Raw genomic sequence first — 25,755 nt, 5'->3', positions numbered from 1 at the left:
AAATGAAATCAATAAAAGTAATAGTAATTGCCACATTACTTGGTGGCTTTATATCCTGTAATGAGCAAGCAGCAGATTCCACATCATCGGCTCCTGCTGCCGAAAGTCAAGCAACCACAGCCGGAGGGCAGGAAGCTGTAGTTGATGATGTATCACAAAAAGATATCGTAAAAATTGCTGTAGGCTCCAAAGATCATACTACCCTGGTTGCTGCTTTGCAGCAAGCGGAATATGTAAATGACCTGAGTAACGCAGGGCCATTTACCGTTTTTGCTCCAACCAATGAAGCTTTTGCCAAGATACCTAAGGAGACACTTGATAACCTTATGAAACCAGAGAATAAATCGCAGCTGCAAAATATTCTTGAATACCATGTTTCGGTTGGTGTGTTTAAAACAGAAATGATGCAGGATGGACAAACCATTAATCAGGCAAACCTAAACGACATCACCCTATCAGTAAAAGACGGTAAGGTAATGGTGAATAATTCTGCAAACATCATTGCTTCGGTACCTGCATCCAACGGCATCATTCATGTTATCGATGCTGTTTTGTTACCTCCTGCCGCAAAGTAAAAAGATTTTAAAAAAATGACTAAACTAAAAATGCATTCGCGAGTAATTATCGCAGTAGTATCGCTTTGCCTTATTCCTGCTTATTTCTTTGCGGTGTGGCGCATTGATTTATTTGCCCCACAATATCCCGAGGGATTGGTCATGAAAATATGGCTCAACAAACTTACAGGTGATGTGGATATTATTAATGGCTTGAATCATTACATAGGCATGAATAAAATAAGTGCCGAAATGTTTCCGGAGTTTACATACCTTGTATACGTTCTTGCCGTATTTATAGTTTATGGATTGCTTATTGCCATAACCGGTAACCGCAAACTGCATTTTAGTTATTTAATCGTATCGGCTATTGGTGGTGTATTAGCTATTTACGATTTCTATCAATGGGGCTATGAATATGGACATAATCTTAATCCGGAGGCGCCAATTAAAATTCCGGGGTTGATATACCAACCGCCTATACTTGGTCATAAGCAATTACTTAATTTTGATGCATACTCTATGCCTGATGTAGGAGGATATATAATAATAAGTGTGGTGTTTATAATAGGGGTGGTATGGGTAATAGAAAAAATTCAAAAAAAATGAATAAGTCCAATTTGTTTTTAATACTGATCGCATTAATATTAGGGTCGTGCAATACGAAACCTGTACCATTGGTAGCAGGTAAGGATGTATGTATGTTTTGTAAAATGCCCATTGCCGATATTAAATTCGGAGCGGAAGTAATAACCGAAAAAGGTCGCATCTATACCTATGATGATATCAATTGTATGATTAATTGGATGAATGAAGCTGATAACAAATCGATTCAGCTAAGCCGCAAACTTGTAGTTGACTATCTTGATAGCAAAAATCTGATTGATGCAGAAAATGCCAGCTATGCCCTAAGCGAAAAAATTCGCTCGCCTATGAATAGTAGGGTTGCCTGTTTTAAAAATAGCGAAGACCTCAAGCGCACATTTCCAAACGAAACATCTGTACTAACGTGGAGCGATGTTATAAAGACCATTGAGTAATACGTGAAACTACTGCTTGCTGTTTTTGCTTCCTGCCTATGCCACATAGCCTGTGCACGGGTGCTTGTTGTGGGAAAAGATTTTTCTTATACTTCCATTATCAAAGCAGTAAGCGCTGCTCAAAGCAAAGATACCATACTTGTAAAAAAAGGAATTTATAAGGAAGGCAATATTGTCATTACCAAACGCATAACGCTTATTGGAGAAGAGGCCATACTTGATGGAGAAAAAAAATTCGAAATTCTTACAGTATCGGCAAATGGAGTGCGCATAAAGGGTTTTACTTTTCGCAACTCGGGCGCATCTACCATGAATGATTTTGCTTCAATCAAGGTGATAGATGCGTTGGGATTTATAATCGAAAACAACACCATTCTTAACTCCTACTTTGCTATTCACATTTCTAATTCAAATACATTTATCATTAGACAAAATATTATTAAAGGGGTTCCGGGCGATGAGCAAAATACTGGTAACGGTATTCATTTGTGGAAGTGTGAAAAGGCCAACATTACCGGTAATGATATACAAGGGCATCGAGATGGAATCTATTTTGAGTTTGTAAAAAATTCGCACATCATTAAAAATAGTAGTCAACGAAATATACGTTATGGTCTGCATTTTATGTTCAGTAATGATGATGTGTACAGCAATAATTATTTCTCGGATAATGGTGCGGGGGTAGCAGTTATGTTTTCACGCAACATAACCATGTCGCACAATGATTTTGTAAAAAATATTGGCGCCTCAGCTTACGGATTGCTGCTAAAAGAAATTTCTGATGGAACTATTTATAAAAATAATTTTTCGGGTAACACCATTGGTATGTTTGTGGAAGGTGCCAACAGGCTCGTGATTAAAGAAAACAAGTTTATAAGAAATGGCTATGCCATGCGCATGCAGGCAAGCTGCAACGAGAATGTTGTTGAACGAAATAATTTTGTTGCAAATACTTTTGATGTAGCCACCAATGGTTCGCTTATGCTTAATACACTGAAAGAAAACTTTTGGGATAAATACGAAGGGTATGATTTGAATAAAGATGGTAAAGGAGATATCCCCTACAGACCGGTAAGTGTATATGCACTAATAATTGAAAATGCCCCGGTAGCATCTATCTTTATGCGTAGCTTTATGACCACTATTTTGGATAAAACCGAAAAAGCTATTCCGGTTTTAATTCCTGAAAATTTTAAAGACGATACACCATTAATGAAACCCAATCCTTTATGATAGAAGCAAAGAATATTTGTAAAACATTTGGGAAACTTAAAGTACTTGATGATGTTTCGATTACCTTACAATCGCATGATGCGGTAGCTATTATAGGTCCTAATGCTTCAGGTAAAACAACCTTTATAAAATCGTTGCTAGGCCTGGTAAAGCCTGAGCGTGGCACCATTCATATTAACAACCAAAGCATTCTGCACTCGTGGCAATACCGCAGCCAAATAGGCTACATGCCGCAAATTGGACGCTACCCCGAAAACATGACCATACAGCAAGTCGTTGAAATGATTATGGATTTGAGGCAATGCAATGCAAGCAACATTGACAACGATTTGGTTAATGCGTATAATCTTAAAGAGATTTATAATAAGCGCACCGGAACCCTTTCGGGAGGTACGCGCCAAAAATTAAGTGCGTGTATATGCTTTTTATTTTCTCCATCTATTATCATTTTAGATGAACCTACTGCAGGCCTCGACCCGGTATCATCTGAAATCCTGAAAGAGAAAATTATTCACGAAAAAAATAAAGGCAAGTTAATCATGATTACCTCGCACCTGTTGAGTGAACTGGATGATTTGGTTGGAGGAATTGTTTATTTTAAAGATGGGAAAATAGTTTTCCATAAAACGCTACTCGAAATTATGAGTGCTACTGGTGAAGAAAAAGTTGCAAAGGCTCTAACATCTTACATACGGCAGAATTAATCATGTTAAAGATAATTAAATATGTATTGGTAGATATTTTGCGTAGCAGGGTTGCGCTGGCCTATACGCTGCTGTTGCTTATTGTAAGCATCAGCATGTTGAGTTTTGATGAGAATACCTCGAAAGGAATATTAAGCCTGCTTAATATTACCCTTATCCTGGTGCCTTTAATGAGCTTAGTATATAGCACTATTTACATGTACAACTCCTCAGAATTTATTGAACTCTTGCTTAGCCAACCCATTGAACGCAAAAAACTTTTTACCAGCTTATATCTGGGAATTACCTTCGCTTTATTAATTGCTTTTGTGGCAGGTGTTGCTGTTCCTGTTATTATTTCTGATCCTTCGGCTACAACCGTTGTGTTTTCATTAGCAGGTATGATACTCACAGCAATATTTGTTTCGTTTGCTATGCTTGCTACTGTTTATACGCGCGATAAAACCAAAGGCATTGGTGCTGCAATTATACTATGGCTATACTTCACCCTGATGTATGATGCTATATTGTTGTTGCTTATGTTGCAGGTTAGTGATTATCCTATTGAAAAAGCGTTGATTGTTTTTTGCTCAATCAATCCCATTGATATGACCCGGGTAGTTATTCTGATGCAACTAGATATTGCTGCACTAATGGGTGTAACGGGAGCGTTGTTCGTTGACTTTTTTGGCAGCACCTATGGAATGATTATTTCGTTTGTCATTTTAATATGCTGGGTAATAGTTCCTATGATTATTGCCAAGCGCAAATTCAATAGCAAAGATTTGTAGCCATCCGGTTAGTATATACCCTGCCTGCACAAATTTTCAGTTTACGAATATATCTAGGGATGTTGCTTAAAGTTTCTAACCGAGTTTCAGGTAGTATAGGGTGTTAGTTAACAACACGGAAGGGATTAAGGTAATTAGAAATTAGCTTTCAATCCCAGTATATAACTAAGAGGAATATTGGGTCGGTAGCCTTGAGGTAAATTGGCAACAATAGCATTACTGTTTGTTATATTATTTACTGTTGTAAATGCTGAAAAATATTCGCTCAACGTGAAATTGGCAGACACATCAATTATTAAAAATTCAGCAATTGCAGTTACCTCATTATATTTTATGAATTCCCCCGGAATAATTTCTTCGCTTTGTCCCGGTTTAATTCGTGTAGTTCCTGTATAGCGCCCAATTAGGGTAACATTAAATTTATGGTGATCAATGCCCACCGATGCAGTTAGTAATTGCGGAGTGATAAACGGTATGAGGTCTCCTTTGGTGATAGTACCTGCACCCCAGTCGCCACCGGCATTCTTATACGTCTCGCCAAACTTTGCATCTGTATACGTATATGCAATACAAATAGGTAGTCTAAGTTCAGAAGCTGCTTTTTTCTTTAGCAACACATTATAAGTTAAGTTAACCTCCATGCCTTCAATAATTGCCTTACCTGCATTAAACATATTGCCCGTACCGGCACCTCCACCCGATACATTATCTGAACCAAGTATATTATCGTAGTCGTTGTAAAATCCTACTACCTGTGCATTCAGTCCTTTATTTTCAAAGCGGTAGCCAAGTTCGTAATTTATAGAGGTTTCAACTTTTGCCTGTTCGGTATTTGTTGTTACCGAAGGCATACCTGGTGGCGAAAATCCTTTATGCGCTCCTCCAAAAACATTCATCCGCTTATTGATATCATAATTAACACCAACACCGGGTAAGAGAATATTCATGGTATTAGTTGCCGATTTTAAAGTGGTGCCCAGGCGTGCATAATCGTTATTACCATAATTATCAAATGCAAAATTGATACGCTCATGCCTCACACCCGGGCTAACACGCAAACCTCTATAGTAAAAATCATAGTTAAAATAGGATGCTACGCTTTGCGCCTTGCGAATTTGATTTTCGGCATTTCCTCTTATACCTGCTGATGTTAAAATCATAGTTCCATTATTCATGGCATAGGTGGAACGTGTTGCATATCGGTCGGCATTATCTATATGGTAGCGTGCCCCCAACTGCAATTTGTGTGTTACGTTTTTCTTGTTGATAAGGTACTGCGCATTGGTTTGCACCCCTTGCGAAAAATAAGTTCGTGCAGCACTTTGGAATTCTATGTTTCCATTTGCATTGCCGGTCATAACCATGTATGCAGTTTGATATGCATTCGGATCGCTTACTATGTTATTTAACCCTTGTCCTTCTACTGAGTTTACTCTTGCCCAGTCTCTGAAGGTATTAGCATAATATGCGGAGGTGCTTATGGTCATTCCACGGCATGGTAAAATGGTATGCATAATCGAAACATGACTATGGTTTAAATCAAGTTTATCTTTTTGTGTGGCTGCATATCTTCGTAAGGGGTTAGCCCGATAATCCTGGTAGGTTAGTCCTAAATAGGTTTCATTACCGGCTTCGTTTGAGTTGATAAATTTAAGCGTTACTAATTGAGGTGTTTTGGCATTACTTGCGGTGTGCCAGCGTAACTTTCCCATAAAGTCGCGTCTGTCAAATCCCGTGTTGCCTCCGTTATCAATTTCTTTAAATCCGTTGCTTGCCAGCCTGTTTATTTCAAATACATAATCAAAATTTTTGTGACTGTCGCCAATCCATACTCGCTGTTGATTGGTGCCAAAACTTCCATGCGATACCTGTGCATGTCCTCTAAATGTTTCAGGTATTGCAGTCGAAATTAAATTCAGCGCCCCTCCAATAGTGTATGGGCCATACTTAATTTGACTACTTCCTTTTAATACCTCTACTCCTTGCATGCGCGCAAAGGTTGGGAAGTAATAGGCTGATGGGTCAGCGTATGGGGCCGGTGCTATCAGTATGCCATCTTCCATTACTGTAATCTTGGCACTACGATTAACAGGGGTACCTCGTAATCCAATATTTGGCCTTAGGCCAAATCCTTCTTCATCCCTGATGTTTACTCCGGGTATTATGCGCAATACATTATTTATGTTGGTTTGATTTAGTTTTTCAAGCTTCTGCGTTTTGATATATTCTCCTGATCCCGGCATGGAGCGAGCTTTGTCGCCAACAATAGTAATAGGTTCTATGGCTTTGCTTTTGGTGGTATCTGTTATCGATAATTGAGCATACGTGGTAAGACTTAGTAATATCAGCAGTGTTGCTATTGTATTTTTCATATTGTGCCTTCAAATTATAATTGAGCAGGCAAAAGTCAACTAAATAGAATTGACAAGTTTTAGTAAGACGAAAAAGAGTTTTAGTTTTTGGAAATAATCACACGGAAATGGTCGGTAGGCGAAATGCCAAAATAATTTTTATACGCCTGACTAAAACTACTAAGTGATGAATAACCTACATCCATGGCTATAGAAGTAATATTTGGATTAACCCCCTGTAATAAATGTTTAGCTTTTTGCATCCTGTTCTCCTGAACAAAATCGAAAATGGTTTGATTGTAAATATCTTTAAACCCCTTTTTTAAATAACACTGATTGGTGCCCACGTTTGATGCAATTTTTGGAATGGTCAGATTACTCGAAAGATTATCGAGAATATACTTTTTTGCAAGCTGAATTTTTTCTACATCAGTTGCTTTATTCATCATCGCACAACTATCGCAATTGAATTGAAAGAGTAGATTATTTTTGTGTGCCTGATAAAGCAAAAACAAGATCGCACTTTCGATAAAAATCTTGCGGGGCAATCCTGTAAGGGAGCAATTTACAAGGTCTAAAAGTTTTGACTGTGTATTACAACATATACTCTGATGATGTATGTTGATATCCAAGGACTCGTTGTATTTTTCAAAGTATCCTTTAGCTATTCGTATTCGAAACTCATAGTTATTATTAGCAATATCAAATAAACAATCGTTTGCAAATAAGCCAAAAACCAAATTAACATAAGCCTCATTTTGTGTGGTGTTACAAAATGAGCTTTTGATATCCGCATTCGGATTCAACGATATATGCATGTATTCATTAATCTGCTCCATAGTGCGCTGCTCAAACAAAAAAAATTATTGCAAAAACCATATAGGTAATTGATATAACAATTTTTGTTTTTTAGGGGTGGCAAATGTATGAAAATTGAGTCATAAAGGGGGGGGGGAAAAAAAAAACCCCCCCGCCCCCCCGGGCCCAGGGGGCAAAAAAAACCCCCCCCCCCCAAAAAAAAAGGGCTCCCCCCAGAAATCCCGGAAACCCCCCGGGGGGGGGGCCCCAAAAGGCGGGTCCCAAGCCCCTCCCCTGTCCCCCCCCCCCCCCCCAACCCTTTCCTCCCCCCACTCCCCCCCCCCCCCCCCCCCCCCCCGGGGGGGCCCGCCCCGCCCCCCCCCCCCCGCGCCCCCCCCCCCCCACACCCCAAATCCCCCCCCCACCCCACACCCCCCCCCCCCCCAGGCCCCCCACCCCCCCCCGGGGCGCCCCCACACCCCCGAACCCCGGGCCGCCCAAAGGGGAACCCCGCGCCGCCCTGGGCAAACCCGCCCGCCGAGCCAAGCCCGCGATGGGGCCCGGGCGGGGGGGGGGCCGGGCGCCGGGCCACCCCCCAAAACCAAAACCCCCCCCTTTAACCCCCCCCCCCCAAAAACCCCAAAAAACCCCCCGCGGGGGCCACCAAAAATTTGCAGCCCGCCGGGGGGGACAGCAAAACCCCGGGGCGGGGCGGCCCCCCGGGGGGCGGGGGGCCCGGGGGGGGGCGGGGGGCTGAAGCCCGCGGGCCCGCGACCAAAAAAACCCCCCCCCCCTTTAAACTTTTAAAAAACGAACGGAAAAAAAAAGGGAAATCCGCAAAAACCAAAAAAACCATCCCAAAAATCTCACAAAAAAAATTTGGGCGGGCCGGGGCGGGGCCGGGGGGCGGGCCCCTCCCCCCGGCCCGCCCCGCCCCGCCACAGCCCTTCCCCGGGGGCACAGGGAGGGCACCCGCCGGGCGAAAAAACGGACGAAACCCTGTGGTCGCCGGCCCCTCCCCCCCTTTCCCCCCCCCCAAAATACACCGCCTTATTCCCGATAATACCCGCTTTTCCCCCCGGCCAAAAACCCCCCCAAAAGCGCCCCGCCCCGCGCGGGACCGTAAAAAAAGACCCCCTAAAAAAACAAAAAAAAAATCCCGGAAGACCCAAAAAAATGAGAGGAAAGGGGGGGGGGGGGGGCCGGGGGGGGGGGGCCCCCCTAACCTTCCCCCCCCCCCCCCCCCCCGCCCCCCCCCCCCCCCCCCCCCCCCCCCGCCGGGGGGGGGCGCCGCGCGCGGCCGGCCCCTCCAACAGCCCCGGCCCCCGGCCCGCCAAAGCCACCCCGGGCCCCCTTTGGGGACCGCCCCCCCCCCCGCGGGGAGGGACCGGGCGGGCCCCCCCCCCACCAAAAAACCCCCCCGCCCCCCAAACCCAAAGGCGGGAAATAAAAAAAAAGGGCCAGGGGGGGAAGAGAACGGCGGAAAAAGCGAAAAACCCCGCGGAAAAAAAAAAAGCCCGGGGGGGGGGGGGCCCCCCCATCCCCCTCCCACCCCCCCCCCCCCCCCCCCCCCCCCCCCCCCCCCGGGGCCGCACTAAAAGGGGGCCGCGCAAAAAAGGGGCCGCCCCCCCCGGAGAAATCCCCCCGCCCGCCCGGGGGGTTGCCCGGGCGGCCCGGGGCCGCCCCCCCCCCCGCGCAAAACAGGGGGGCACGAAAAAAACCCCCCCCCCCCCAAGCCCCCCCCGGCCCCCGCCCCGGCCCGTCCCCCCAAGGGAAGGAAAAAACCCCCCGAGCGAAGGCGCACGGGGCCGGGGGCCAAAAACATTTGGGAGATGTAAATGAAAAATTGCGGAATGAAAACGAGGGGAAACCCCCCCCTCCCCCCCCCGCCCGAAACCCCCCCCCTAAACCCCACCCACACCAAACCTAAAAGAAAAAAAAAAAAAAAAGGGGGGCCCCACCGCGGCCCCCCCCCCCCCCCTTTTTTCCTTTCCCTTATCGCCCAAAAGGGGGGGGGGCAAAACGGGGGGGGGGGGGCGCCCCCCAAAAAAAAAAAGGGGGGGGGCCCCCCCCCCCGGCGGGTAAAAAAACCCCCCCCCCCCTTTTTTTCGGGGGGGGGGCCCCCCCCCCCAAAGAACTTTCCCCAAAACCCCCGGCTGACAAACCCTTTCCGCGGGCCTTTTAGAAAAAAACCCGGGCAGGCGTCAGCGTTGGCAAGTGTTTGTGTATTTAAATATATAGCAACCGCATACAATTTTTGGGTCATGCTTATTGCCGAAACATACGTGCAGATATTAAAATTGGCTTTATCGTTAGTTGATGTAGCTAAACTATATACAGGTAAGTTAATCAGGTTCCATGGTTTTTGCATGTTGGTATTGATGAAAGTGCTGTTTAAGATTTATCTAATTGTTTTCTTAGGGTGACTTTTCAAATTATCATCCTTCGGTTTTTACAACAGTGCTTGTATTGGATTTGCAAAAATCTCTCTGGTTATCTAAAAAGTCGAACCTAAAAGATTCATAATACGAGGTGTTAATGGTCTCTAATACTTGCCAAATTTTTTTTCAACGGCAATTGTCCTGTATTTAAAAATTTGTTCAAGCTGATTTTTAATGAACAAGCTATTGGCAATTCTGCCAATAATACCAAATGGGGGTATGTACGTAATAATGTCGGTCATAAGCACTCCATTTTCTATTGCTTCAATCTTATGTTGATGGTGCCACATTTTGTAAGGGCCTACTCGTTGTTCATCAACAAAATATTCTTTGTCGTGTACGTGGGTAATTTCGGTCATCCATTTCATAGGTATGCCAAGCAGGGGCTTTACAATGTAGGTGATAATCATTCCTGCATACATGTGAGCCCCGCCCGTATTGCTTGTCACTTTAAAGCTCATATAATCAGGTGTTATTTCTTTGAGGTTATTTGGATTGCTGATAAATTCCCATACTGTGTCAATGCTTGCAGGTACTTTTTGCGTTTGAATTTTTTGATAATACATACTATATTATTTAATGCTGCTTATTCCTCCATCAATATGAATCACCTGACCCGTTATCCAGCTGCTTGCCTCAGTTAGTAAGAATGCGGCCATGCCTGCAATATCTGCAGGGGCTCCAATTTTCTTTAACGGATGTCGTTGGGCATTGGCTTCTATTTTTTCAGGTGTGCTTAATAAACTGGCGGCAAGCGGAGTTTGTGTGATGGATGGTGCTATGCAGTTAACTCGTATGGATGGCGCCAACTCTGCTGATAATGCTTTGGTTAGCCCCTCTACAGCGCCCTTACTTGCGCTCACCATGCTATGAAAATTAAAACCCATGGTTACTGCCACAGTACTAAACAATACGATGGATGCAGTATCGCTTTTCTTAAGAGCTGGCAAACACGATTGAATAACTTTAATTGCACCTGTAACCTGTAACTTGTAATCATTAATAAAGTCTTCTTCCTTTATGCGTGCAAACGGCTTTAGGTTAATGGCTCCTACACAATAGGCAAGTCCATCCAGACAATCAGGCAAAAATGAAAGATCAGGTTCTTTATCAAGTACAGTAAGGTAATGAGAAGATATATGGTTATTGTTATTCGAAACAGGATGAGAAAAATAGGTGCCATAAACTTGATGTTGTGTTGCAAGCATGCCGGAAAGCGAAGCGCCTATGCCACTGCTGTGGCCTATAATCAAATAATTTTTCATACTCCTACAACAAGTTTTGTTGCCAATAGTTTAAACAATTATGCGAATAATAGGAACATGAGCAACAATGTTGAGTGATAAGTATCAGGGATAATGCCTGTTTCGGAGGGATGATTACGATGTTAAAAACGCCTTTATGTTTCGCGTTTGAAAGTAATATATACCCTTAAGAGCTACTCTCGAAATTGCAGACCCGATACAACAATTGCTACTTACACCTAGTGTAATTCTCGCTGTTGTTAATCTTTCGAATAGGGTAATGGCCCGCACCATTACTTTTTATCTGCACCAGCAACTGTTTTAGGCTTTTCTTCTTTTTGGGTTTTAATATAGGAGGCCCACTTGGCATTTTCTTTTGCCAGAAAACTTTCGAAGCGCTCCACAAACATTGGAAAAGTTGAATCGTCCTTATATGGACCGGCTTTGGTTACATAAAGGAATTTTTCATGTATCAATGATTCTACTGTTGTGCGGTATTCAATCCAGTTTTCCTGAAACTTAAATAACGTTATTAAATTGGCCATAGCAGCAACGGCCACTCCAATGGCACCAACAATAAATTTAATAGAAATAGGATTTTCAGTTATGCCTATATACCCCGTTAAAAGTGGAATAAGCAAGGCAAGTACAGTTTCAGAAATTTTTAAGCGCATAAACCATGTCTTATTCCATGCACTTTTTTTGCCATACCAATCAATTTGGTCTTTAACGCGTTTTTCAAAATACTCTTCTTCGCTCATTGATTTAAAGTCTATAATGTTTTAGGTTAGGAATTATTATTTAGCAACTAGGTGCGTATTCGCATATCATTGCCGTTATATTTTATTAGTATTCGCAAGGCACGCAAGGTATTCCATCTACCGGGGTTACCTGCTTTTTCCATAGTAACATGAACTTGCCCGGCATGCGCAGCAGAATTATTCCAGGTATTATCACGGTTTCTTTTTTCCTTAATCACCTGCATACTTGCTTCCATCCGGCTATCCCAAATAATACCTGCGTATTGAAAGAAATCAAGTGCACGCATGATGTCATATTTCCACCGGCAGGGATAAGTAAACCGTAAAAAGTCTTTTTTAATAACTTCGCCCGTATGATCTGAAATAAATAATTGATGCAATAAAAGGAATTCTATCGAACTTCTGATTGCGCTTTTAATGTTTTCTTTACGGTAAGTATAACCGGCTTTTTGAAATTCAGCAAATCCCTCAAGAACCGAAATGGTGCTATGTAGCGAACTGTGTTTTGAGCCTGATCGTGCAGTGCGGCAGTTAAAACCTCCGTCCGGCATTAGCTCATTTAATATGCTGTTAACAATGGAGTGCAGTTTTTTTTCGGGTGTTTCAAAATAAGAGGCATAATTAAGGAACATAGCATTTACACATACATCACTATGCTCATCGGTTGATGGCCCTAGTCTGATTCCTCCATCATAAGCTATATCGTTTTGTAAAACATTGGCAATCGAATCTTTAACCATTGCATTGTCAGGGGGGAGATTTAAGTTGCGCAAGTCGAGCAATGTATAATGTGTGCTTATCCATTTAGGCTGATAAAATCTGTCGCCCCAATGACCTTCGGGTTTTCGCTGTGCTAATATTTTTTTTCCCCAACCTTCTGTTTCTATTCGTGATTGTAGATTTTTTTTGTCTTTACCCAATAAGTCGCGCCACACCTGATATTGAATTGCTACATCACCTTCGAGTAGCCATGCTATTATTTGCTGATCATTCATTCAATTGAAGAGGTTTGTTTTATATAAAGGTATAGGAGGGCAGTTTGCTACACAAATGTAAGTGCAATTTTGGAAATCACATTGCTAAAAAAAAACACCATTCGCTTAAAAAAATCTTGTTTCGTAACCAGTTTAATAAGTGAATAGTGGTTGCTTTATCCTAAGAATTACTAATAACCATTACCTTATAAGGCAACAACAATCATCCTTATGAGGCTGTTAGTTTCTTGTTTAATAAAAATCCAATTACCATGCTGATAGGAGGAATAGAGAAATAACCCAGACCAATAGACATAAAGTACTCTCCAAAAGTAGTCTTGGTTATTGGTAGGAGAAACAGAACATCGAGCAGAATATTTATAACAAACCATGATATCCCTACAATTATTCCATTTCGAACATAATCATGAGATACAACTTTAAAAAACTGAAATAAAAGAAAACATCCTGATACAACACCAATCACCATAATGCTTGCTTTAAAAGTGCTGTAGGGCACAAGCAAGTCGCCACCGGGCTTAAAAAATAGAAACGAGGCGCAATAAGGAATTAGCCAGGAGATTAAACCAAGTGAAATATTTCTTATAACTATTTTCTTTGTCATGCTACTTCGAGTTTTTATACAAATGTAGCTCAATTTTAAATTCCTGTAAATGAGTTCAATCAGAACTTCACAAAAAAAATCAGTTATATACCATTATATGGGGCGAGTGTAAAGGGCATAAAAATAAAATGCCCTGATGAAGGTGTTTGTTAACTATCACCTTATACCATCACTAATATCGAATTCGAAAAATGGCAGTGAAATAAAAAGCAATTACGCTTTTGTGCTGTAATCACCCATGCTTAGCTCTTGCAATTTGCCTTTATACTCACAATAGTTGCCTACCATCGAATTGTCTATTTGGGCATCTATAAGGTTGGTGTTAGTTTGAATGATGCTGTTGCGTAATTGGGTATTGAAAATTTTGCAGCCTGCGCCTAAACTGGCATGTGGCCCTATGATAGAATTTTCAAGTATAACATTTTCGCCAATAAAGCATGGTGGTATGATTACCGAGTTTACGCTTTGCACCGTTGCTGCAATATTATTTTTGGGATATTTTATTTCGAGCACCCGCTTGTTGGTATATACAGTAGCATCTTTGTTGCCACAGTCGAGCCACTCGGTTACTTTACCCGGAACCAGTTTAAGCCCTTTGTTTTTCATGTTTTCCATGGCATTGGTTATTTGGTACTCGCCTTTGTCTTTGATGTCGTTATCTATCAGGTATTTTAATTCGGCTTTCAGATTGTCTCCATCTTTAAAATAATATATACCAATGATGGCTAGGTCAGATACAAAGGTCGGTGGTTTCTCAACAAAGTCGGTAATTACTCCTTCACTATTCAATTTTACTACACCAAACTGACGAGGGTCTTCTATTTGTTTTACCCAAATGGTACCATCGCTATTGGCATCTATATTGGCATCGGTAGCAAACAGGGTATCGGCAAAGGCGATTATTACCTTTCCGGTAAGAGCGCTTTCGGCACACAATATCGCATGAGCGGTTCCCAAAGGAGTATCCTGATAATGTATGGTCCCCTTAGCATCCAACGATTCGGCTATGGCCACCAGATTTTTTTCTGCCTCATCGCCAAAGCGTCCTATTACATAGGCTATCTCATCCACCTTTTCGGGGCATACCTTTACAATATCTTCCATCAGGTGTTGCACTATGGGCTTGCCTGCCACCGGTATTAAGGGTTTAGGAACTGTTAACGTGTGTGGGCGCATACGCTTGCCCATGCCTGCCATTGGTACAATAATCTTCATTGCTATCCTCTATTATTAGTTATGATAAAATTCAATTCTTACCGGTGCTTCCAAAACCACCAGCCCCACGTTCCGATTCTTCGAGCGATTCGGTCAGATTCCATTGCACACGCTCGTGCTTTGCAACCACCAGTTGTGCAATACGGTCACCATTATTTATTTCGAAGGGCTCGGTGCTAAGGTTTATAAGCATCACTTTAATTTCGCCACGGTAGTCGGCATCTATGGTGCCGGGCGCGTTAAGCACCGTTATTCCGTTTTTGTAAGCCAGGCCGCTACGCGGTCTTACCTGCGCTTCGGTACCTGCCGGCAATTGGATGTATAACCCTGTACCTACCAGTATCCGTTGCAGTGGTGCCAGCACGATAGTAGCACTTATGCTTGCCCGCAAATCCATACCGGCCGATTGAGCTGTCTCGTAGCCCGGTAAAGAATGCATGCTTTTATTTACTACAGTTACTGTCATTTTTTTTTCAGCGCGCGAAAGTAGGTTTTTTACTCTAACACACAAGCCTTTCAATCATATTGAAGGGAGTCATGTTCATATTAATTTGTAGTTCTATTATACAGTCGTAGCCATTTGATATAAATAATACCTCATATACCCCCAAACTATGTGGTTTGTTAGAATTTATTAAGCAGCACATACTACCATTTAGGTGAGTCGGAAATTTTTTTAACAAATTATAAAAACATGATAAACAAACAGGTTCATTTTATATTTTTGAAAAAAATTAAAATAAATAAAACAATGGCATTAGACGTTAGTGGCAAGTACATTAAACATGTTGGCACAGTTACAGGCGAAGGCAAAAACGGCCCCTGGAAAAAGGCAGAATTTCTTATCGAATACATTGATGGGCAATATCCCAAACAAGTAGCATTCACACTATGGGGCGACAAATCGGACATCATACAACGATTAAATCCGGGAGATCAGGTTACTGTATCATTCAATGCAGAAAGCCGTGAATACAATGGTCGTTATTTTACCGAGTTACGCGCATGGCGTGTGCAAGCCGGTAGCAGCGAAAGTGCAAGCAATGTGGCACCTGAAGAAAATAATAGCCAACCACAACCGATAAACGCACCGCTTCCTGCTTCAGGTGCTGATGATGATTTACCTTTTTAATAGATTCGCTGGTAATTAATTTAGTTTTCGCATATAGGACGCAAAGGCAAAGCCTTTGCGCCCTATTTATATGATAAGCCAGTTAGATTTTTTGTAACGCGATTTTGTTGGCGTTGTATATAATATGTCCTTTTTGCCAATGTATTAGAAATATTTGCCTAAGTTTTTGTTGATATAATTAATCCGATTATTATATTTGAAGCCCTTTTGATTCCTCACGCTTCTCATTCTAAAAATTCTAAACGATTAATATTAAATAAGTAACGATGATTAATTTTAAAAAATTTGCCTTGATGGCCATGATTCCCATCAGTGCCTCGGCAGGTGGTTTTCAAATCAACACTCAGGGAGTAAAATCATTAGCAATGGGTAGCACCTTTGTTGGTGTTGGCAATGATGCTTCTACCGTATTTTTCAACCCAGGAGGCATGAGTTTGCTAAGCAAAAGCATGTTTACTGCAGGTACTACCTTCATTATGCCCAAGGCATCATATCTGAGCCCCTATAGTGGTAATATTGATATGGAGAAACAGACCTTCACTCCCATTCAGCTTTATGGCGTTTATAAACTGAACAACCTATCGGTTGGTTTAAGCGTTAATAATCCATATGGACTTGGCAGTAAATGGGCAGATGATTGGGAAGGTCGTTATGTTTCGCAGGAAGTAGCTCTTGCTACTTTTTATATTCAGCCTTCTGTAGGTTATCAATTTAATGACAAAATTGGGATAGGTGCAGGCTTTGTATTTGCCACAGGCCATGCAACCGTGCGCAGGGCTGCTCAGCCAATTAATGACGATATCAATGTGAAGCTCGAAGGTGGTGGAAACGGAGTTGGTTATAACATTGGTGTATTTGTAAAGCCAAATGATAAGATAAGTGTAGGCCTTTGTTATCGCTCAGGGGTTAATGTAAAACTAAAGGATGGCGATGCCACACTTACTGGCATACCAACCTCATTAAGCAGCACATTGCCTGCTTCAACAACCTTTACCAGCGAACTCGATTTGCCATCCGTAATTAGTTTTGGTGTTTCATATAAAATTAAAAGCAACATCATGGTAACGGCAGGATATGACTTTACCGGATGGAACTCATATGATTCGCTAAACTTTCTTTTTCCTGACCATCCGGAACTTGACTCGCGTAACGAACGCAATTATAAAAGTACCGGAGCTATTCGTATTGGGGCGCAGTATACACTTAAAGAAAAAATTGATATCCGTGCAGGATTCAGTACTGATAAATCACCTGTTCAGGATGGGTTTGTAAGTCCCGAATTGCCTGATGCCGATAAAAGTGCTATTTCGCTTGGAGCAGGATACCGCATTAATGACAAGCTTAGTGTGGATTTAGCTTATGTATACGAAAGCTTAAAGGAGCGTCAGGGTACATATAAAGATGCCAACTTTAGTGGCAGTTACAAAACCATTATCAATGCATTTGCAATTGGCATCAATTATTCGCTTAAATAAAATGCAACCATTATCAATGTTATTAATAACTAAAAATCACATCCGGATGAAAAAAAATAATTTCCATAAGCTGCTTGCAGCATATATAGTTACCGTTACATTTTTTGGGGCATGTAAAACCGAGTTTGATCAACCTCAATATACATCAGGCACTGCCAACTTCGGCACGTATGTTGCCTTGGGCAATTCGCTTACGGCCGGTTTTCAGGACAATGCCTTATACAAACAAGGGCAAGAGAATGCTTATCCATCAATGTTACACGAAGTAATGGTTAAAGCGGGTGGTGGAGCTATTTTCGAAGTGCCATACCTTACCGGAGTAAATGCTACCAATGGGGTTTCTCCTTCGCCACTTGGGGTGCAGTTTCCATTTCGTACCCTGCCAAAATTAATTTTGCGTAATGATATAGCTAATTGCCTTGGTGTTAAATCGCTTGGGCCTGCACTTACTGCAGCTCCTATAGATAATAATATTGAATTTTATCTGGGCCGTGCAGATTCTTCCGGACAAAAAAAATATAATAACCTGGGTGTTCCCGGAGCCAAATCATTTCAATTATTAGACAATAAATATGGTAACGTATTTTTTGGAGGAAATCCTTTTTATGCCCGCTTCTGCTCAAACCCGGGTGTAATAACTGTTGTGGATGATGCCTTACGTGCCAAGCCAACTTTCTTTACATTGTGGATAGGAAACAATGATGTATTGTTATATGCTACCAGTGGTGGTGTGGGTTCCAATGGAGGTATGAGCATGAATGATATTACACCGGTAGATACTTTTACTAATGCCATTAATACCATTGTAGCTAAAATGAGCGACAACGGTAAGGTAAAGGGAGCCATTGCAAATATTCCGGATGTTGCCGATATACCATATTTTAATACGGTGCCTTACAATGCTTTAAGTTTATCTAAAGGTCAAGCCGACTCGCTCAATTTTGCTTACACCTCTTACAATCAAGGAGCACAAGCGCTTGGCTTACCTCAAATGGTTTTTAAAGAAGGTGCCAATGCCTTTGTAATTACCGACCTATCGTTGCCGCAACTGGGCAATATCCGTCAGATTAAGGCAGGTGAGTTTATTTGCCTGTCGGTTCCGCAAGATTCGATAAGGTGCGCTAACTGGGGTAGTCAAAAACCTATTCCCGGAAACTATGTTTTAGATTTTACGGAGCTAAACAATATTAAACAAGCTACCACAGCGTATAATGCTACAATTGTAAAAGCAGCAAATGACAACGGCCTTGCCTTTGTGGATATGAATTCGTTTTTCAAAACCTTTGTAAAAGATGGTTTGTTGTTTAATGGGGTAACCTATACAACCGAATTTGTACAAGGCGGTGCTTTCTCTCTCGATGGTGTGCATCCAAACATGCGCGGTTATGGAAACATAGCTAATCAGTGGATACGCGCTATCAATGCAAAGTTTGGCGCATCGTTGCCCGAGATAGATGCCAATAAATATCCGGGAATACGATTCCCATAGTAACCTGCTATTTCAATAAATAATATGCGCCTTAAGATTTCTTAAGGCGTTTTTATTTTCATTAACATCTTCTAACGTGTAGCAATATCATACATTAGTTGCCATTAATTTCAGTTCGTTTTTTAAATGACTAACAATACAAAAACAATGAAAAGCAAATCGCCAAAGCGTAAAGTAAATGATACCATTCCGAAGGTAAGTTACTACCGCAAGCCAAAGGATATGGGCATTGACGAATACCAAATTTTATTACGAAAGCAATATGCCGAAACCCAAAAATTCGAAATACGCAAGCTTTCGCCCGAGCAGGTATATGCCGATTATAATGTGCAACAACAGGGAAGCAAACAATGGCACCGTGTTGCATTGCGCCATCCTAACCCGGGCTTAAACTTTTGCACTTGCCTTGATTTTAAAACTAATCAGTTAGGCACATGCAAGCACATAGAATATGTATGGGTTTATTTAAAAGAAAAGAAAATTCCTGTAAAGCAAATTGCAAATGTGCCGGTACCAATACATTCGAGCCTATACATAAAGTATGGTGCCACGCGTCAAGTTATGTTGCGCATTGGTAGTACCAATACTGAAAAATTAATACAATGGAAAAATAAATATTTCGACCGCAACCAGATACTGGATGAGCAACATTTTGAAAACATTGATTCAATTATAAAAGAAGCACAAACGATAGATGAAAACTTCAGATGCAACGATGATGCCCTTGCATTTATTTTACAGCAAAGAGATGATGTGCTTCGAAAAAAGAAAATAGAAGCCTTACCACAGAATTCTATTTTTAAAAAATTAATCAAAGTGTCACTGTTCCCTTATCAGTTGGAAGGCGCCTTGTTTGCAGCCCGTGCAGGCAGGTCCTTAATAGCTGATGAAATGGGCCTTGGCAAAACCATACAGGCGTTAGCAGCAGCCGAATTGCTAAGGCACATAAACGGAATAAATTCCGTTTTGATTATATGTCCAACTTCGCTCAAATATCAGTGGCTTTCGGAGATCGAAAAATTTACAAAAAGCCAAGCCTCTGTAATTGAAGGGCCAATGCATGTGCGTGCAGGCCAATACCGCAATCAATCGTTTTATAAAATTGCAAGTTACAACGCTGCCGGCAATGACCATAAATTGATTAATCACGAACGTTTCGATTTAATTATTCTTGACGAAGCGCAACGAATAAAAAACTGGCGCACCAAAATTTCTTACAGCATAAAACAATTGCAATCCAAACATATCATCGTGTTAACCGGCACTCCTCTCGAAAATCGCATTGAGGAGTTGTACAGTGTTGTACAGGTAATTGATCAATTTAGGCTTGGGCCCTTGTACCGTTTGTTACACAATCATCAGCACATTGACGAATCTACCAATAAAGTGGTTGGGTATAAAGACCTCCATAAACTTGGCACCTTGCTAAGTGAATTTACCATACGCAGAAACAAAAGTGTTGTAAGTAATCAATTACCTGAACGCATGGTTAAAACACTTTTTGTTCCAATGACACAGGCACAAAGAGACTTACACAATTCTTTTCAGGCCGATGTGTCGCAAATCGTTAACAGGTGGAAGCGGAAAGGTTTTCTTACCGAAGAGGAACGTCAAAAGCTAATGATACTAATGGGGCAAATGCGTATGGTGTGTGATAGTACGTATATTATCGATCAGGAAACACGCCATGATACAAAGGTGGAAGAGCTGATGAATATTCTAGAAGAAGCCATTTTCGAAACCGACCAAAAGGCTGTAGTCTTTAGTCAGTGGGAGCGAATGACGCGGTTAGTAGCACAAGAACTGGATGCGCGTGGTATCGAGTATGAATACTTGCATGGTGGTATTGCCAGCAAAAACAGAAAGGATTTACTTGAACATTTCAGAAATAAAAGATCGAGTAAAATCTTTTTGAGTACCGATGCCGGTGGTGTAGGATTAAATCTCCAATCGGCTTCGTTGCTGGTTAATCTTGATTTGCCCTGGAATCCTGCTGTGCTTGAACAGCGAATTGCACGTGTGCATCGCATGGGGCAACAACGCAAAGTGCAAATTATAAACATGGTATCGATGGATACCATCGAGAGCCAGATGATTGCCAAACTTGAGTTTAAACAAGCCATGGCCAAAGGTATTCTTGACAAAGGGCAGGATGTAATATTTATGGACGAAAGCTCGTTTACGAAATTTATGCAGTTGGTAGAAAGTACGATGCCTCCACCATCGTCTGAAGACTCAACTAATACAGCTACCGTTACACAGTCTGATGTAGCTCAGGAAATTGCCACCGAGAGAGAAACGTTTACCAGTAGTAAAGTTGACAACCCAACAAACAGACAAATGGCGCTGCCGTTTGAATCGGCCGAAGGCAATCCGCCTGCTGATGTTTCGGTTCCGGATTTTCAACCTGAGGAAATTGTAAAGGCAGGAGCTGCGTTTTTTGAAAAGTTGCAACTGGTAATACACAAAGAAAATGGGCTCCAAATGCTTGTTAAATCTATAACCAAAAGAGATGAAACCACAGGCCAAACCTACCTTAACCTGCCTGTGCAGAGTGAGGAATCGGTAGCCGGATTTTTAAAAATGTTGGCTGCCATGATGAACAAATAAAAATTTGATACTTTTACAAAAGAAAAAATATTGAGGGATATATTAACTGTTTGCCGGTATCCAATAATCACGCAAGAACGAATTTGATGTCAGGCCTTTCAACAAAAGAAAAAGAAATAAAAAAAATGTCACCAAGAGAAATCATATCCTTATCGCCATCCATCGATCAGGTGGGAGTAGAAGAGCGCATTGCACGTTTTGGAAAACGAAGCATAAAAACCACCAGCAAAGTGGATGCCCTAAAACTTGCACTAAGTATGTGCGATCTTACCACTTTAGAGGCACGCGATACTCCGGGTAAAGTAATACAGCTGTGTAACAAAGCTATTCGCCCCAGCGAAGAGGATGATATTCCATCTGTAGCTGCGGTTTGTGTTTATCCTAATATGGTGGCAGTAGCCAAGCAAAGACTTAAAAACAGCAGCGTGAAAGTAGCCGCTGTTGCAACAGCATTCCCTAGCGGAATGAGCAATCGCAAATTTAAAATTGACGAAACCAAGTATGCGGTAAATGAAGGAGCTGATGAGATAGACATGGTTATTAGTCGGGGAAAATTTTTTGAAGGCGAATACAATTATGTGTTTGATGAAATTGCAGCTGTTAAAGCGGCCTGTGGCCACGCACATCTGAAAGTGATATTAGAAACAGGGGAGCTAAGCACTCTCGATAATGTGCGCAAAGCCAGCGACCTTGCCATGTATGCAGGTGCCGATTTTATTAAAACATCTACCGGAAAGGTACAACCTGCGGCAACCTTGCCTGTTACTCTTGTTATGCTTGAGGCTATCCGCGATTTTTATGATAAAGAAAAAAAGATGATAGGCATGAAGCCAGCGGGTGGCATTGCTACTGCCAAGCTTGCCATTAATTACCTTGTGGTACTGCGCGAAACGCTTGGTATGGCGTGGATGAATCCCGATATGTTTCGCTTTGGGGCCAGCGCCCTAGTAAATGACTTATTGATGCAACTCTCTAAACAAAAAACAGGAATTTACGAAGGCTCCGATTACTTTTCGAAGGACTAATATCGGTCTTGTAACTATAAAACGTATATAGTTATCGTTATCAAGGTGTACCTCATTCAATTATTACGCACGAGAGTTTCTCTCTATAGTATGTTGGTGATTCGAAAAAAAATCCAATTCTATTCTGTTACCTTTGCAGCCTAAATACTTTGCAGCATGAATTTAAAAGAAATAATTACTGTTACCATGATCCTGTTTGCAGTGATTGACATTATTGGTTCGGTTCCCGTAATTCTTGATATTCGAAGCAAGGTTGGCACCATTCATCCCGAAAAGGTTACCATCGTATCACTCATCATAATGGTAGCATTTTTATTTCTGGGCGAAACGTTGCTTAGTTTTATGGGCATCGATATCCCTTCCTTTGCCATAGCAGGTGGTTTGGTACTCTTTTTTATTGCACTCGAAATGATATTGGGAGTTAAGATTTACAAAGATGAAAATTCTGCTACGGCCTCCATCGTTCCTATCGCTTTTCCGTTAATTGCCGGTGCGGGTACAATGACCACCTTACTTTCGTTGCGCAGTAAATACGATGTTCCTACCATACTCATTGGCATAACCCTTAATTTACTTCTGGTATACCTGTGCCTTAAAAACCTTGGCTTTCTTGAAAATTTTCTTGGTAAAACCGGCATTGCCATCATCCGCAAAGTGTTTGGATTTATATTGCTTGCCATAGCAGTAAATTTATTTCGTAGTAATATAAACGTATAGTGAACGAGGTTACAATTTACACAGATGGAAGTGCACGTGGAAATCCCGGTCCGGGTGGCTTTGGTATCGTAATGTTGGCCGGCAATTATGCCAAAGAATTTTCAGAAGGGTATAGGTATACTACCAACAACCGCATGGAGTTGCTTGGCGTTATTACCGCCCTCGAAAAATTGCGTAAGCCCGGCACATTGGTACTTGTAGTCAGCGATTCGAAGTATGTAGTAGATGCTGTAGAAAAAGGATGGGTATTTGGCTGGGAACAAAAAAGATTTGCCAAGGCAAAAAATCCTGACTTGTGGAAACGTTTTTTAATAATATTCAGGCAGCACCAGGTAAAGTTTAAATGGATAAAAGGCCATGCGCAAAATCCATATAACAACCGCTGCGATGAACTTGCCGTAGAAGCTGCCAAAGGTCATCGCTTACACATAGATAAAGGATACGAAAGTACGGTAAGCGCTAAAGAGGGATTATTTTAATTCCAATGTGATGCGTATTTTTTTTGATTGTAGCGAATGCTAATAATAAGAGGTTGTGTAATATTGGTTGTGAAAATAAAGTATCAAGAAATATTTATTGAAGCACAGGCACTTGCTCTTGGGTTGATGCGAGCTTATTTCAGTGTTACACTACCACGACCAATCAGATGGTCGGTGCAGAATATTTCTATTTCATATTTGCCTTTCGAATAGGAGGTATTGCGTGTCCAATAGTAAGTAAGAGGTGTATCATGATTTTGATAGTTTGTAGTTTCTTTCAATGTATAAAGTGTGTTTTCTCCCCTATATGTAAAGGTATTAGATGAGGTAGCCATTACAGCGCCATCGGGACTTATAACCCTAATAAATATCTCTCGTTTGCCGGCCTCAGCAGTGGCGTTTTCCATGATGGTAAATGCAATACGGAGTTTTTCGGTTTCATCAGCAACGTCAACATCAAGTTCTTTTCCGCTTTTCTTAAACTTTACACCCGTTATCAGAATTTCCTTGGCTTTTAATAAATTGGTTTTTGCAATACGATCGCTCAAACCTTTATTCTGTTCGGCTAATGTTTTTACTTCTTCCTGGGCTATGGTAAGGGTCGTGTTCAGATTTTTATTCTGTTCGCTAAGCTGAATGTTTTCAGTATTAAGCGAATCTATTTTTGCCACATAGTTTTGGTTGAGCATGCGCAAATTCTCAAGTTCCTGCTTGGCACGCTTTAGTTGTGTGGCGTCACCACTGTTTATTAATCGCTGTATTTCACTGATTTTTTCATTTATGACCTCTTCTTTTTGCTGCAGTTGTGCTTGCAGGTTGGTATTATCCTGACTTATTTTCTCATATTCTATTTTTAGGCGCGTTAGTTCTGCTCCCAGCTGATCTTTCTGACCAATGGTTTCGTCCAGATTTTGCTGTACAATCTCCAGGTCTTTTTTCTTATCAAAAAATTGCCATAGCAACAATCCGTTGCAAGCCAATAATATGGTAAGAATTATGATGAATGCCGTACGCTTGGGATTGCCCCTGCTTTCGTACTCCTGGTCATCAAAATCATCGTCTTTTACTGCCATAGTTAATTGTTGGTAGTTTAGTAAAGGGATACAGAATGAATAATATCAAATTTTGTGCAAGAGCCTACTTTTTTTTAAGTAATCTTGCATTTGCTGTTTATTTCTTTCCCCGTAATTACCGTTTTATTATTTAGAATAGTCCTTAGCAAATGGATTCTTTAAGAAGAATCAGATACAAACACATGCAACGATAGAAATAATATTTTTACCTTTTTGCAAAATATGGCTGAGGTAAAATTAAACGAAGTATAGAGTTATTAACAATGGGTGAATAACTTGTCGGTCTTTTGAAAATATCAATTCGCTTATGAAAAAACACTATTGGATACCAATTTTTGTACTTGCCATAATAGTTATTAACAGGTGCGCTGTCTCAAAAAAGGGGCTTACTTCGGGCAAGCATATTATAGGAATAGAAACCCGTTTTGGGGTTATGGAAGTTCGTTTATATGATGCTACACCCATCCATCGCGACAATTTTCTAAAACTTGCAAGTCAGGGCTATTATGATAGCACCACATTTTTCAGGGTAATTAATCAATTTATGATGCAAGGAGGCAGCAGCGATAGTCGCAATGCCCATCCCGATAGCGCCTGTGGCGAGCACGATACGTTAACCTATACCATAGCAGCCGAGCTAATACCCGGCCTGTATCACAAGAAAGGGGTGTTGGCGCAAGCCCGCGAAGACAACCCCGAAAAACGATCGCATGGTGGTGAGTTTTATATCGTGCAGGGAAAAATTTTTCTCCCCGATTCGCTCGAAGCCTATGCCAAAAGAAGAAAGTTCACTTTGAATGATGCCCAGCGTAAAATATATACCACCGTTGGAGGTACTCCGCATCTGGATGGAAATTATACGGTGTATGGAGAAGTAATTAAAGGCATTGAAATAATTGATAGTATATGCTCCCAAAAAACAACCAAGGCATTAAACGATCGTCCATTACAAGATGTTCCAATGCGGGTATGGGTGATTAAGTAATTAGCATTCTTAAGTTCGTGTTTGCAATTTATTCCGTGTAAGATAATTCCTGAACCTCAA

At 41.5% G+C, this 25,755-nt stretch carries 24 protein-coding genes and 1 pseudogene; 14 read left to right on the top strand and 11 right to left on the bottom strand.

Going from position 1 to position 25,755, the window contains the following annotated elements:
* The first annotated feature begins 2 nt into the window (after positions 1-2).
* The 6 genes from IPO27_06835 to IPO27_06810 are packed head-to-tail and all read left to right on the top strand — an operon-like array spanning position 3 to position 4,301.
* Positions 3-575, top strand: a complete 573-nt coding sequence (locus IPO27_06835) for a fasciclin domain-containing protein (protein MBK8846289.1) — start codon at positions 3-5, stop codon at positions 573-575.
* A 15-nt stretch (positions 576-590) separates the two neighbouring features.
* The gene (locus IPO27_06830) at positions 591-1,163 is read left to right on the top strand and encodes a hypothetical protein (protein ID MBK8846288.1); all 573 of its coding nucleotides are present in this window, start codon (positions 591-593) and stop codon (positions 1,161-1,163) included.
* Positions 1,160-1,594 (top strand): nitrous oxide reductase accessory protein NosL, encoded by a 435-nt coding sequence (locus tag IPO27_06825; GenBank protein ID MBK8846287.1) that lies wholly within the window; start codon positions 1,160-1,162, stop codon positions 1,592-1,594. Before IPO27_06830 ends, IPO27_06825 begins: the two co-directional genes overlap by 4 nt.
* A gap of 3 nt (positions 1,595-1,597) precedes the next feature.
* The gene (gene nosD, locus IPO27_06820) at positions 1,598-2,827 is read left to right on the top strand and encodes a nitrous oxide reductase family maturation protein NosD (protein MBK8846286.1); all 1,230 of its coding nucleotides are present in this window, start codon (positions 1,598-1,600) and stop codon (positions 2,825-2,827) included.
* Positions 2,824-3,531, top strand: coding sequence for an ABC transporter ATP-binding protein (locus IPO27_06815; protein ID MBK8846285.1), 708 nt, complete (start codon positions 2,824-2,826; stop codon positions 3,529-3,531). The genes nosD and IPO27_06815 overlap by 4 nt, the downstream gene beginning before the upstream one ends.
* Positions 3,532-3,533: 2 nt before the next feature.
* A complete protein-coding gene (locus tag IPO27_06810) occupies positions 3,534-4,301 on the top strand; it encodes an ABC transporter permease (protein MBK8846284.1) in 768 nt (255 codons plus the stop codon).
* Positions 4,302-4,435: 134 nt separating this feature from the next.
* Here the strand turns inward: IPO27_06810 and IPO27_06805 are convergent, their stop codons facing one another.
* From IPO27_06805 to dut, 10 genes and pseudogenes are all read right to left on the bottom strand, one after another.
* Complete coding sequence (locus IPO27_06805; GenBank protein ID MBK8846283.1) at positions 4,436-6,673, bottom strand: TonB-dependent receptor; 2,238 nt, start codon at positions 6,671-6,673, stop codon at positions 4,436-4,438.
* Positions 6,674-6,753: 80 nt separating this feature from the next.
* Positions 6,754-7,491, bottom strand: a complete 738-nt coding sequence (locus tag IPO27_06800) for a helix-turn-helix transcriptional regulator (protein ID MBK8846282.1) — start codon at positions 7,489-7,491, stop codon at positions 6,754-6,756.
* Positions 7,492-7,727: 236 nt separating this feature from the next.
* Positions 7,728-7,913 (bottom strand): annotated as a pseudogene (locus tag IPO27_06795) (hypothetical protein).
* A gap of 2,082 nt (positions 7,914-9,995) precedes the next feature.
* Positions 9,996-10,457, bottom strand: coding sequence for an SRPBCC family protein (locus IPO27_06790; protein ID MBK8846281.1), 462 nt, complete (start codon positions 10,455-10,457; stop codon positions 9,996-9,998).
* Between the two features lie 6 nt (positions 10,458-10,463).
* Positions 10,464-11,156 (bottom strand): SDR family oxidoreductase, encoded by a 693-nt coding sequence (locus IPO27_06785; GenBank protein ID MBK8846280.1) that lies wholly within the window; start codon positions 11,154-11,156, stop codon positions 10,464-10,466.
* Between the two features lie 272 nt (positions 11,157-11,428).
* The gene (locus IPO27_06780; protein MBK8846279.1) at positions 11,429-11,896 is read right to left on the bottom strand and encodes a DUF4231 domain-containing protein; all 468 of its coding nucleotides are present in this window, start codon (positions 11,894-11,896) and stop codon (positions 11,429-11,431) included.
* Between the two features lie 47 nt (positions 11,897-11,943).
* Positions 11,944-12,891: a hypothetical protein gene (locus IPO27_06775; protein MBK8846278.1), complete on the bottom strand. Its 948-nt coding sequence runs from the start codon at positions 12,889-12,891 to the stop codon at positions 11,944-11,946.
* Positions 12,892-13,099: 208 nt separating this feature from the next.
* Positions 13,100-13,495 carry a hypothetical protein gene (locus IPO27_06770; protein ID MBK8846277.1) on the bottom strand — a complete coding sequence of 132 codons (396 nt, stop codon included), beginning with the start codon at positions 13,493-13,495 and terminating at the stop codon, positions 13,100-13,102.
* A gap of 213 nt (positions 13,496-13,708) precedes the next feature.
* Entirely contained in the window at positions 13,709-14,710 is a 1,002-nt protein-coding gene (locus IPO27_06765) for an NTP transferase domain-containing protein (GenBank protein MBK8846276.1), read from the bottom strand.
* A 31-nt stretch (positions 14,711-14,741) separates the two neighbouring features.
* Positions 14,742-15,176, bottom strand: a complete 435-nt coding sequence (dut, locus tag IPO27_06760) for a dUTP diphosphatase (GenBank protein MBK8846275.1) — start codon at positions 15,174-15,176, stop codon at positions 14,742-14,744.
* Between the two features lie 285 nt (positions 15,177-15,461).
* Here dut and IPO27_06755 point away from each other — a divergent pair, with 285 nt between their 5' ends.
* The 7 genes from IPO27_06755 (at position 15,462) to rnhA (ending at position 23,637) form a co-directional block, all read left to right on the top strand.
* Positions 15,462-15,842: a DUF3127 domain-containing protein gene (locus IPO27_06755; GenBank protein ID MBK8846274.1), complete on the top strand. Its 381-nt coding sequence runs from the start codon at positions 15,462-15,464 to the stop codon at positions 15,840-15,842.
* 266 nt (positions 15,843-16,108) lie between these two features.
* A complete protein-coding gene (locus IPO27_06750; protein MBK8846273.1) occupies positions 16,109-17,317 on the top strand; it encodes an outer membrane protein transport protein in 1,209 nt (402 codons plus the stop codon).
* 46 nt (positions 17,318-17,363) lie between these two features.
* Complete coding sequence (locus IPO27_06745) at positions 17,364-18,806, top strand: hypothetical protein (protein ID MBK8846272.1); 1,443 nt, start codon at positions 17,364-17,366, stop codon at positions 18,804-18,806.
* A 147-nt stretch (positions 18,807-18,953) separates the two neighbouring features.
* Positions 18,954-21,416: a DEAD/DEAH box helicase gene (locus tag IPO27_06740; GenBank protein ID MBK8846271.1), complete on the top strand. Its 2,463-nt coding sequence runs from the start codon at positions 18,954-18,956 to the stop codon at positions 21,414-21,416.
* 125 nt (positions 21,417-21,541) lie between these two features.
* The gene (gene deoC / locus IPO27_06735; protein ID MBK8846270.1) at positions 21,542-22,441 is read left to right on the top strand and encodes a deoxyribose-phosphate aldolase; all 900 of its coding nucleotides are present in this window, start codon (positions 21,542-21,544) and stop codon (positions 22,439-22,441) included.
* A 156-nt stretch (positions 22,442-22,597) separates the two neighbouring features.
* Entirely contained in the window at positions 22,598-23,158 is a 561-nt protein-coding gene (locus IPO27_06730; protein ID MBK8846269.1) for a MarC family protein, read from the top strand.
* Positions 23,155-23,637, top strand: coding sequence for a ribonuclease HI (gene rnhA / locus IPO27_06725; GenBank protein ID MBK8846268.1), 483 nt, complete (start codon positions 23,155-23,157; stop codon positions 23,635-23,637). Before IPO27_06730 ends, rnhA begins: the two co-directional genes overlap by 4 nt.
* 134 nt (positions 23,638-23,771) lie before the next feature.
* Here rnhA and IPO27_06720 read toward each other — a convergent pair whose 3' ends face one another.
* On the bottom strand, positions 23,772-24,710 hold the full coding sequence (locus IPO27_06720) for a hypothetical protein (protein ID MBK8846267.1): 939 nt from the start codon (positions 24,708-24,710) through the stop codon (positions 23,772-23,774).
* 307 nt (positions 24,711-25,017) lie between these two features.
* Between IPO27_06720 and IPO27_06715 the strand changes: the two genes are divergently transcribed.
* Positions 25,018-25,695 carry a peptidylprolyl isomerase gene (locus tag IPO27_06715; protein MBK8846266.1) on the top strand — a complete coding sequence of 226 codons (678 nt, stop codon included), beginning with the start codon at positions 25,018-25,020 and terminating at the stop codon, positions 25,693-25,695.
* The last annotated feature ends 60 nt before the right edge of the window (positions 25,696-25,755 follow it).

It is taken from the genome of Bacteroidota bacterium (genome assembly GCA_016714535.1).
Classification (GTDB): domain Bacteria; phylum Bacteroidota; class Bacteroidia; order AKYH767-A; family OLB10; genus JADKFV01.
The sequence above is the reverse complement of the archived record's forward strand: the minus strand, read 5'-3'. Positions and strand labels throughout refer to the sequence as shown.